This window comes from Zarconia navalis LEGE 11467 (assembly GCF_015207075.1).
GTDB classification, from domain to species: domain Bacteria; phylum Cyanobacteriota; class Cyanobacteriia; order Cyanobacteriales; family Geitlerinemataceae; genus Zarconia; species Zarconia navalis.
Genome location: NZ_JADEXN010000297.1, coordinates 1 through 6645 on the forward strand (window position 1 = coordinate 1; position 6645 = coordinate 6645).

Annotated in this window: 7 protein-coding genes; 2 read left to right on the top strand and 5 right to left on the bottom strand. The window is 53.5% G+C overall.

What is annotated here, in order from left to right; translation table 11 throughout:
• The coding region (locus IQ235_RS15115; protein ID WP_264322273.1) for a glycosyltransferase family 4 protein at window positions 1-601 on the top strand (601 nt) is incomplete at its 5' end.
• A 2-nt stretch (window positions 602-603) separates the two neighbouring features.
• On the opposite strand, the gene ruvC is transcribed toward IQ235_RS15115, so the two are convergent.
• The 5 genes from ruvC to IQ235_RS15140 form a co-directional block, all read right to left on the bottom strand.
• The gene (gene ruvC / locus IQ235_RS15120) at window positions 604-1104 is read right to left on the bottom strand and encodes a crossover junction endodeoxyribonuclease RuvC (RefSeq protein WP_264322274.1); all 501 of its coding nucleotides are present in this window, start codon (window positions 1102-1104) and stop codon (window positions 604-606) included.
• Entirely contained in the window at window positions 1105-1935 is an 831-nt protein-coding gene (locus tag IQ235_RS15125; RefSeq protein ID WP_264322275.1) for a Uma2 family endonuclease, read from the bottom strand.
• Between the two features lie 132 nt (window positions 1936-2067).
• Window positions 2068-4350 (bottom strand): transglycosylase domain-containing protein, encoded by a 2283-nt coding sequence (locus tag IQ235_RS15130; protein WP_264322276.1) that lies wholly within the window; start codon window positions 4348-4350, stop codon window positions 2068-2070.
• 139 nt (window positions 4351-4489) lie between these two features.
• Entirely contained in the window at window positions 4490-4957 is a 468-nt protein-coding gene (gene lspA / locus IQ235_RS15135; protein ID WP_264322277.1) for a signal peptidase II, read from the bottom strand.
• A gap of 41 nt (window positions 4958-4998) precedes the next feature.
• The gene (locus IQ235_RS15140) at window positions 4999-5421 is read right to left on the bottom strand and encodes a hypothetical protein (protein WP_264322278.1); all 423 of its coding nucleotides are present in this window, start codon (window positions 5419-5421) and stop codon (window positions 4999-5001) included.
• Window positions 5422-5487: 66 nt separating this feature from the next.
• On the opposite strand from IQ235_RS15140, the gene mnmA reads away from it, so the two are divergent.
• A complete protein-coding gene (mnmA, locus tag IQ235_RS15145) occupies window positions 5488-6609 on the top strand; it encodes a tRNA 2-thiouridine(34) synthase MnmA (protein WP_264322279.1) in 1122 nt (373 codons plus the stop codon).
• Window positions 6610-6645: the final 36 nt, after the last annotated feature.

Consider the following 6645-nt stretch of genomic DNA (forward strand, 5'->3'; position numbering starts at 1 on the left):
TTCTCCCGGCGCATCGAGTTTGAAAGCAGAGCTGAATGCCGATCGCATTTTCGTCTATCAAGGTCGAATTGCGATCGAGAAAAATGTCGAGGCCCTGCTCAAGGCTTGGAAGCATTCGCGCATAGGTGCATCGAGCAAATTGCTCGTGGTGGGAGATGGACCCCTCGCACCTTCCCTGATGGCTGCCTACGGTGGGGAATACGGCATCCTCTGGCTGGGATTTATCGCCGACGAACAGCACCGGATTAATATCCTCCGGGGATCTGATGTCTTTATTTTGCCCTCGTCTGTCGAAGGTTTATCCCTGTCGCTGCTTGAAGGAATGGCCTGTGGTTTGGCCTGTTTGGCGACCGATGTGGGGGCTGATGGCGAAGTGCTTGCCAAAGGTGCGGGAGTCGTCCTCGATCCCCAACACGTCACCTCCCAACTGCAGACGTTATTACCCCTGTTTCGCGATCATCCCGAGTTAACCAACCTACTGGGTTATAAGGCTCGCCAGCGGGTTTTGGAGCGCTACACCCTCGACAAGAATATTACCCAACTCGAAGGATTGTACGATCGGATGTTGCAGCAGCGTCGGGTTCGAGTCGTGAATTGTTAAGGCTAAACCCGATACCACGCCGTCAGCGCTATCGCTAAGGCATCTGCCGCGTCATCGGGCTTTGGGAGAACCTCCAAACTCAACTCCCGCGCCACGGCTTCTTGCACCTCATCTTTTTTTGCGTTTCCATATCCCGTTAGTGCTTGTTTGACTTGTGCGGGCGTAAACTCCACCCAGTTCGCATTTCGCTGCGCCAAGACTAACACGATCGTTCCCCGCGCTTGAGCCACTAAAATAGTATTTCCCATGCGATAGAAAAAGAGCTTTTCCACCGCCACTAAATCCGGCTTAAACTCATCAATGACAGCGTGCAAATCTTCGTAAATCGTTTTCAATCGCTGTCCGATTTCCTCCTTGGCTGGAGTTTTGATAATGCCAAAATCGAGAACGTTTACCCGATCGAGATTTGCGGACGTTTTCGTACATTCGATCGCGCCGAATCCAACCGTTGCCAACCCCGGATCGATCCCCAAAATGCGGATTACCCTGTCTGGATGGCTCATCTAAAGTTGCTCGGGGTCGATGCCGATCGATCGCAAGTGTGCCGCCATCGCCTGGGATTTGAGCCGTTCCTTTTCTAATTCCGCTTCGGTACGGTTCAGTTCCGCTTCGGTACGGTTCAGTTCCGCTTCGGTACGGTTCAGTTCTGCTTCGGCAGCTTCTGACGGCAATAACACTAAATTCCCATCGCGATCGAAAAATCGCAGCCACGTTGCCGACTGCTGCTGAACCGTCCCTTCCCAAGTCCCCAACCACAATTCCAATGTCCGACACCACAACCAACCGCGATCATTCGCAGATAAAGGTTGGTATGTTTGATTGGCATCGAGAGTCCAGCCTTGCAGGGATTCCGGTTGGTAGGGATCGTAAACAAAGTAATCTCGCGTTTTGAACGTGCGTTCGTAGAGATCTTTTTTCAGAACCTTATCGATTCGCGCCGTACTCGGCGACATCAGCTCGACGATAACATCCGGGTAGCGCCCGGTTTCGTCCCAAATTGCCCAGTATTTGCGATCGCGTATGTCTTCCCCCTCCACGTCAAGTACTGCAAAAAAATCCGGGCCGCGAAAATCTTTATTGCGAACTTGAGCTTCACTGTAGTAGACAAACATATTGCCCCCACAGAAAAAATCGGAGCGAATTCGAGCTAGGTAGTCATTAGCCGAAGCGATGAGCAGATTCATCGCTGTCCGGTGGCGCGGGGTTTCCAAAGGTTCTCCATCGTCATAGGGCAAATTTTGGGGCGGTTGAGGATGTTCCCAAGTTTCTTCAGTCGCCGTTGCCTCTTCTAAAGGTGCGATCGCATCTGTTACCGTTGCCGATATTTCACTCATAGCTGCCTCCACGGGCAAAGTCATAAGAATAGCGTAGGGTTTGAGAGTAAAGGAGACAGGGAGAGTAGCGAACAGGTAATGGACAATTCGAAAAAATGGGCACTCTTTATTCTCCCCATCTCCACGTCTCCTTCACTGCGCTGCCGGCCCCATATAGTCTTTCCAAACTCGAGCCGCCTGAGCGCTGCTGCCGGATGTGGGAGTATTGTCATCATTGCCCAACCAAACCCCAGTGGCGATCGCCCGGCTGGGTAGATAGCCGATATACCACAAATCCACCCCATCGTTTGTGGTTCCCGTTTTCCCAGCTCCATCCAGACCTAAATAGGCGCTAGCTCCCGTACCATTTTGCACCACGCCCCGCAGCAACTCCGTCATTGTAAATGCCACCTCCGGAGAAACGGCGCGACGGCTGTTGCGGCTTTCTTGCTCGTAATCGTAAATCACCCGACAGGTTTGCACGTCACTGGGGTTGGTGCAATCGCTGCTATCGCGTATCCGACGGACGGCATGAGCCGGATTGAACCAGCCTTGATTCGCCAGTGCCCCGTAAGCCCCGGTCATCTCCAGCAACGTTACCTCGCTTTGCCCCAAGACCAAACCGGGGACGGGGTTGAGGTCGGAGGTAATACCCATCCGTCGGGCCGTCTGCACCATTCGATCGAGTCCTGAATCCTGAGCCACGCGCAAGGCGACCGCATTTTCCGACTGAGCCAACCCCTGGTACATCGTCGCGCTGCCACTGGTACGCTCGCAGCCGCTAAAGGACTGACCCCGCCACGTCAGTGGGGCGCACGAATAAACCTTTCCGGGAGAAAATCCGTCTTCGAGAGCGGCAGCGTAGGCAAACATCTTAAATGTCGAACCCGGTTGCCGCAAAGCTTGAGTGGCCCGGTTAAACTGACTGTCCTGGTAATCCACCCCGCCAGTGAGGGCGAGAATTTCCCCATCGCGAGTATCGATGGAAACCAACGCCCCTTGGGAAAACCCCGCACTGACTCCGAGGGTATTGACTCCACTTTCGATCGTATTTTCAGCCAAGGTTTGCAAGCGAGTATTGAGTCCCGTCTCGACGATGAAATTACCCTCGCGCGCGAGTCCCACCCCCAACAACGCTTCGAGTTCGGCGAAAACGCGGTCGTAAAAATAGGGGGCGATCGTGCTTTCGAGAATTTCCGACGCTTTGGGATTGATTTCAATCCGCGATCGCCGCGCTCGAGTGGCTTCCTCCGAGGAAATCTTTCCCATCGCCCGCATTCGATCGATGACCCGATCTCGATACTCCACGGCCAACTGATAGTTCTGAATGGGGTTAAAACTATTCGGGGCCGGTAAAATCCCCACCAGCGTCGCCGCCTCCGACAAAGTCAAATCCGTCGCCGACTTGCCGAAATAAAACTGTGCCGCATCCTCGAAACCGTACAAATCCAGCCCCAAAAATACTCGGTTCAAATACAGCAGCAGTAGCTCGTCTTTACTGTAGAACGTCTCCAGTTTCAGTGCCACCACCGCTTCTCGAAGCTTGCGACCGGCGGAATCCGCCGTGCCCACGTAATCGCGATACAAACTGCGAGCGAGCTGCTGGGTAATGGTGCTGCCCCCTTCGCGAATGCCGCCGCCTCGAATATTTGTCGCGATCGCCCGCAGAATTCCTAGGGGATCGATGCCCAAGTGCCAGTTGAAGCGACCATCCTCCGAAGCGATCGCCGCGTCGGCGAGGTAAGGGGAAAACTCCGACAACCGCTTTTTCTCAATGTGAGCGGTTTGGGTTTGCTGGCGCAGGGCCTGACCGTCGCGAGAATATACTACCACCGGCCCGGTGACCGATCGCGGCAGGGGACGAACGGAAATTTTCGTCCATTCGTAGGCGATCCAAATTCCCACCAGTGCCGTTACGCCACCGACCCCATAAAGACTCCAGCGAAAAGCTTTCACGTACCAGGGCGGCGGATCGACAAATTGAACGCGCACTGCATCGGCCAGTTCCGGCGGCCCGAGGGTAAAGATATCCCCGTGATGCAGTTCCACTTCAGATATCCGCCGCCGTCCCCGATAAATACCGTTTTTGGACTTTTCGTCCTTGATGGTAAAAGGAGCTCGCGGTTGCTGGCTATTTCTCGAAAGAGAAGCGTGGGTTTGACTGACCTTGTCATTGCGAACGACGATATCGCAGGCGCTCGACGATCGCCCCAGTAAGTAGCGATCGCCGAGCAACGGATAAACTTGGGCTTTACTTTGGTCTCCAGCTTGCACCCAAAGCTCGGGAACCCTGGCATCGGGCTTGAGTGCGAGTTTGTTAAAGTCCACCCGCGCCGCCTTTTTGACCACCTGGGTCATTTTCCCCAAAAAGGTTTTGGGCGGTTGGGTATCGGGTTGATTCGCGTTCGGTTTTTGCGGGGGCTGTGGTGAAGTCATGGCTTTGGGGTGCGCGATCGTCTGCGTTTAACTATTCGTCAACAGCAAATATTTAAACTCGACTTCTGGCTTTAATGTTATGGGAAAGGTTGGGAATTTAGAATCTAAAATGTTTCAAAGTATTACACCGAACCCGATCTTATTGGGTTTCGGATGACTGTCGCCACATGGCAACCAGCAAAAAAATAATCCCTATGTTGATAAACACATCGGCGAGGTTAAATACCGGAAATCGAATCAACCGAAAATCGAGAAAATCTACCACTTCCCCCGTGGCAAAGCGATCGATACCATTGCCCATTGCACCTCCTAAAATTAGACCGTATCCAGCTTGTTCGGAGGGTGTCAACCCCGGACCGAACCACGCCAAGGCCATCAAACCCAAACTCACCAGCAGCGATAGCCAGCGCAGCCACACGCTGCCGGAAAACAAACTAAATGCCGCTCCGGTATTGGTCACGTAGGTCAGGTGAAAAACCCCCGACCAAAGGGGAATGCTTTGGGAGAGGGTCATGCTTTGCACGACCCAGTATTTAGTCAGCCGATCTAAAATCAGACCGAGGGAAGCACCCATCCAGAAGAGACGATTTTTGTTGATTGTTCTCATGATATGACTAAAGTTTTTCCCAAGCTGCCCAAGAGCTGTTGTCAATCTTCAATGACTTCCAAACCGCAAGCATGGGCCAGTTGCTCGGCAAGTCCTCGGTATCGACGCGGTGGCGACGACGGATTGAAATCCAACTCAAAGCTTTCCACCACCCGCTCGATGAGTTTTTGTCGCCAGGGGGCTTCGATTTCGTAGTCCGAACCCAAACTGCCTTCAGAGAAGGCTTGCACCAGTTTATCGAGAATCTGAAACTGTCCCACCAAACGAGCCGCTGCCATTCGAGCATCTGAATCCACATCCAAGGCATCGAGTTCCCTTAACACTCGTTCCCACTGGGTTTCTACGATGTCGAGCGCAATGCGAGCCGCCCGGAGATTGCGTTCTCGCTCGATGGTTTGCAAAGGTTCTTCTGCGGGCTTCAATTCCCAAGAACGGGAAGTCCCAGAGCTATCGGATTGCTTCACGCCTGAAACCTCCTATCGTTCGATTTGACTGAATGCGCGCGCCCCGATCGGGACGCGGTCGATACTATGTCACAATACGAGAAGGAAAGCAATATCCGAGTCCGAATCGGATCGGCGAAAATGAACGAGATTGTTGTAGGTCTTTCCGGTGGAGTCGATAGTTCCGTCGCTGCCGCCATTTTGCACCACCAAGGATACGACGTGGTGGGGTTAACCCTATGGTTGATGAAGGGGAAAGGTCAATGCTGCTCCGAAGGTATGGTAGATGCAGGCCGAATTTGCGAGCAATTGGGCGTGCCGCACCACATCGTCGATAGCCGGGATGTTTTCCAAAGTAATATCGTCGATTATCTCGTGTCGGGTTATGAAGGGGGAATTACTCCGCTTCCCTGCTCCGAGTGCAACCGAGCGGTGAAGTTCGGCCCGATGTTACATTACGCTCGCGAAACGTTAGGAATCGATCGCATTGCCACGGGTCATTACGCTCGCCTCGACCGCGACAGCCAAACCGGTCGAGTACAGTTGTTACGGGCGGTCGATCGCAACAAAGATCAATCTTATTTCCTCTACGACCTCACCCAAGACTTACTCGAGGCTTGCGTCTTTCCCTTGGGGGAATATCCCAAGTCCGAAACCCGCGCGTTAGCCGCTCAATATGCGTTGAGCACGGCCGACAAGCCTGAAAGTCAGGATTTGTGCCTTGTCGAGTCCCATGGTTCCATGCGCACCTTTTTAGATAAATACCTCGCCCCGAAAACTGGAGATATCGTCGATGGCGACGGCAAGGTTTTAGGGCAGCACGACGGCATCCACCACTACACCATCGGTCAGCGCAAAGGATTGGGAATTGCCGCCTCTCACCCCCTGTACGTGGTCGCTCTCGATCCCGGACGCAATCAGGTAATCGTCGGCGACCGCGATCGCGTTTACCAGCCCGAATGCACGGTCGCGCGAATGAATTGGGTCTCGATCGATCCCCCCACCACTCCCATTCGCGCCCAAGTGCAGGTGCGCTATCGATCGACCCCCGCCCCAGCTACCGTCCTGCCGGTTGACGAAAATTGCGTGAAGTTTACCTTTGACGAACCCCAATTTGGAATTACCCCCGGACAGGCAGCGGTTTGCTATGATGGTGACGTATTGCTAGGAGGCGGGATTATCAAAAAGCCAAGTCCGACGCAAGGCTGAAGGTGACAGAAAAATACCGACAATCTTACAAGAACC

Excerpts from the sequence above, each read along its gene's own strand:
- ruvC (WP_264322274.1), bottom strand. The coding sequence starts at position 1,104 with ATGAGCCATCCAGACAGGGTAATCCGCATTTTGGGGATCGATCCGGGG.
- IQ235_RS15125 (WP_264322275.1), bottom strand. The coding sequence starts at position 1,935 with ATGAGTGAAATATCGGCAACGGTAACAGATGCGATCGCACCTTTAGAA.
- IQ235_RS15130 (WP_264322276.1), bottom strand. The coding sequence starts at position 4,350 with ATGACTTCACCACAGCCCCCGCAAAAACCGAACGCGAATCAACCCGAT.
- lspA (WP_264322277.1), bottom strand. The coding sequence starts at position 4,957 with ATGAGAACAATCAACAAAAATCGTCTCTTCTGGATGGGTGCTTCCCTC.
- mnmA (WP_264322279.1), top strand. The coding sequence starts at position 5,488 with ATGTCACAATACGAGAAGGAAAGCAATATCCGAGTCCGAATCGGATCG.